This window comes from Sarcina sp. DSM 11001, from assembly GCF_900101015.1.
Classification (GTDB): domain Bacteria; phylum Bacillota; class Clostridia; order Lachnospirales; family Lachnospiraceae; genus CAG-791.
In genome coordinates, this window is the sequence record NZ_FNFZ01000028.1 from 44,017 (window position 1) to 47,396 (window position 3,380).

Here is a 3,380-nt window from a genome sequence, read left to right on the forward strand (position 1 = left end):
TGAAGCGTCTCCGTCGCTTCGCTTTTTCGCCACATGCGTGACCTTTTACCTGCCACGGCCTCCGGTTGCTTCGCTCCCTCTACCGCGGTGGTGATCTTTTACTCTTAAGACGTCTCCGTCGCTTTGCTTTTCCCAATTCCTTGCCAATTTCTTGCCAATTCCTTCCAATTTCTTGCCAATTCCTTGCTATTTCACAGTTTCAGGAGTCTCTGTTGTGCTGCTTAAAAAGGCTTTGACTTGATAATCGCCTCCTTTCTTCTTGTGTCGGATGGAGATTTCCCCCTGTAAATCTGTCCTGTAAACAAAAGTGTGCAAGGCAGCTGCTTCCAGCCTGTTTAACAGTTCTTCGGACGGATGACCGTACATATTATTAATGCCCGCTGAAATCACTGCGAAATTTGTACTTACAGCTTCGAGAAAGTCTTCTGAGGTTGCATTTCTTGATCCGTGGTGGGCAATTTTTAAAACATCTGCGTGCAGATTATTCATGTCCGTCTCATCCATCCAGGAAAGCAGGTCAGTCTCGCCCTGCCCCTCCAGGTCCCCTGTCAGCAGTGCCGTAAATACTCTGCTGTTTTTCCTATTTGGCTGTTCCTTGTTTTTGACAATATCTTCGGTCCCCTCTTGATGTTCTTGCTGATTTTCAGAATCCATCTTGCTAATATCTCTGCCTTCTCCCCGGCTTTCATACCGCAGCAGCAATGTCGTGGAATATTCGTTTGCGCTGGCATAGGCTGCTCCCTTTGCCGGATGCAGGCAGTCCATAGTCAGTGTGCCTGCGCGAAGCCTCTGTCCCCGGCTGATGTAGGTAACGGGAATCCGCAGTTGTTCACACAATTCTTCAATCCTGTGATATTTTTCCCCTTTTGCTTTTTCCGCTATGTCCGGCAGCCAGACTGATCCTATCCGAATCTGTTCGTGTCCGGCGGCAGCATTTTCAAGGAATTCCAGAAGACCGCTGGAATGGTCGCCGTCCTCATGGGTCAGGATGACACCGTCGAGACGTCCGACACCCCTGCAGTGTAGAAAAGGAAGCAGGGTGTATTTTGCCAGTTCCTGTTTTGTAGAGCTTCCTCCGTCGATCAGAAAGTGCCTGTTTCCGCAGCCGATATAGATCCCGTCCCCCTGCCCGACATAAAGGAAATCCATCTCGAAAGCCGGAAAAGAGTGAAACGCCAAAATCAGGACTGAGATCGTGATCCAGAAGGATGCACAGAGCATGGCAAAATGTCTTCTCTCCCTGTTGTCACGAAGGTTGAAGCGGGTGCATATAATCCTGACTATACTGATCATTCTTGCTTTCAATGTCGACAGGACTAAACGATCTTTCAAAAGTTGATGAATCGTGAGAATATTTCTCAATCCCTTTTTATTCGGTAAACCATACATGTTTTGAGCGTCTTTAATTATTGAGCCATAAAAGTAATCCTCATCGGGATTTTCTACCTTTTTACGCACAGACGGCAGCTGCAGCCAGGAGGAAAAAGCTGCCAGCGCCAGAAGCATGGCATAGTAGACGACGATCTGAAAGGCAGACGGTCTTCCGATGACGATTTCATGTCCGGGCAGCTTTTGGGAAATCTCAGCCAGAAAGCGGTAGAGGTCCAGGATCAGTTCAGCAGGAAGGCCGGCAGCGCGGGTTATAAAGCCGGCGATCGATGTGGCTGCTCCGGTTCCGCCAGAAGGTTTGATCAGCCCCCCTGATCCCGGCGTTATCAGTCCGCACCCAAGTTTTTTATAGTATCCTGAAACTGCGCCAACGAGGACTGCGGCTCCGCCGCTGATCATCACGACTGTCATAAGAGGTAAGACAATCAGATTGAGCAGTAAGGAATAAACCGGGAAGGTCCCGTAGGTCCACAGATAAACAGGCAGGGTTCCCAGGGGTATGGCGAGCGACTTCAGTGTTTTCCCCGGCAGGGCGGGCAGCAGTAATCCCATGGAGAGCACTGCCGCAAAGGAAAACAGAAATCCGGTATGGTACAGATACAGGGGCTGGTCCAGGAGCAGGAGGACACAGGCGATGCTGGCAGCTGTGAGCAGGTCATAGGTCCTGCCGATCACTTTGGAGAGAATATAGAGGGTCAGCATGACCAGCGCGCGGAAAACGGAGGTACCCATGCCCACCATTTTTCCATACAGGATCACGGTCAGGATGGACAGTGTCCCGCGGGCCGGCAGCGGGATCCTGAGTTTTGCGGACAACGAAAAAAGGCCCATGCCGAGGAGGGACAGATGGACACCGCTGATGCTCAGGATATGGATCATCCCGGCACCCTGATACAGGTCTTTTGTCTCTTCCTCAAGCAGGCCTTTTTCTCCGAGAAGCACGGCTTTGAGGACCGGCGAATTCTTCGTTGAAAAACACCGGTCAATGAGCGTCGATATGGATTTTTTAACACGGTAGAGGGAAGCCGCCGCAGGATCGGCAGGTGCCGAGGCGGCGAGGATTTCCACGTCTCGAAGAGAATATTCGATACGCAGAATGTGATAATAGAGGCGGAGGTCGAACTCACCGTCGTTCATGGCTCTCTGGAAGGGGTAAAGCGTACCACAAAGGCGGACGTGCGCGCTCACGTCGACCCGCGGTTCCTGGTCCAGAATGCAGAGCACACGACCGTTCCTGTCCGGGGGCCCGCCCAAAGGGTGTTCAGGATCCCCGGACGTCGATCCGCCGGCGGATCCGTCGTCGCGGCTGCTACCAGGGTATTCTCCTGTTCCTATTCCAAAGTCATTAAAGTTGTCTGCTCGTGAGACATCAGACAGCATCATTCGCCATACGATGCCGTCCCCTTCTCTTTTTGATTCCAGCCCGCAGACGGTCCCGTCAACGAACAGCCTGCTTCCGCGCAGGGGTTCATAGTCCCGGGGGCTCCATGGAATAAAAAGGACGGTGAGCCAGACAGCCGCCGCAAACCCCGCAAGGGCTGCAAACAGCGGTCTGCGCATGAAGGATCATACCTCCTTTCTGCAGTTTCCGAAATCTGCCAGTATCTTTTGGTTCTTCCGCAAACCGGCAAATCTCCTTATATCTTTCCTGCATCTTCCTGCAACAAATATACCACGTCATGAAATACATATAAATCATTAAACTATATACAAATATTTTAATATAATATGTATCCTTCACTGTTCAATGGAGATCACACCACATTTACCACAGCCGGGTGTAACGCGCACCCTCTATCCCATTGTACTGGGAATGCTTTTTTCATGATCTGATAGGCTCCATTCAGGTCAGCGTTTATCTTTGTCCCGTTTTCCGATATAAACATCCCGCGGCAGACGCGTCTTGCCCTGTTGTAGTACTCCCTAATAGGCTCTTCATTATCGATGAAGCTGGTACCGCTCGTATAGCTTTCTTCGGTCAGAATGACTGC

At 50.9% G+C, this 3,380-nt stretch carries 1 protein-coding gene and 1 pseudogene; both read right to left on the reverse strand.

The window, feature by feature from the left end:
* Window positions 1-186: 186 nt before the first annotated feature.
* Window positions 187-2,949, reverse strand: coding sequence for a ComEC/Rec2 family competence protein (locus BLT02_RS13660; RefSeq protein WP_092996630.1), 2,763 nt, complete (start codon window positions 2,947-2,949; stop codon window positions 187-189).
* A 194-nt stretch (window positions 2,950-3,143) separates the two neighbouring features.
* Window positions 3,144-3,380, reverse strand: a pseudogene (locus BLT02_RS13665) (RNA-guided endonuclease TnpB family protein); the annotation flags it as partial.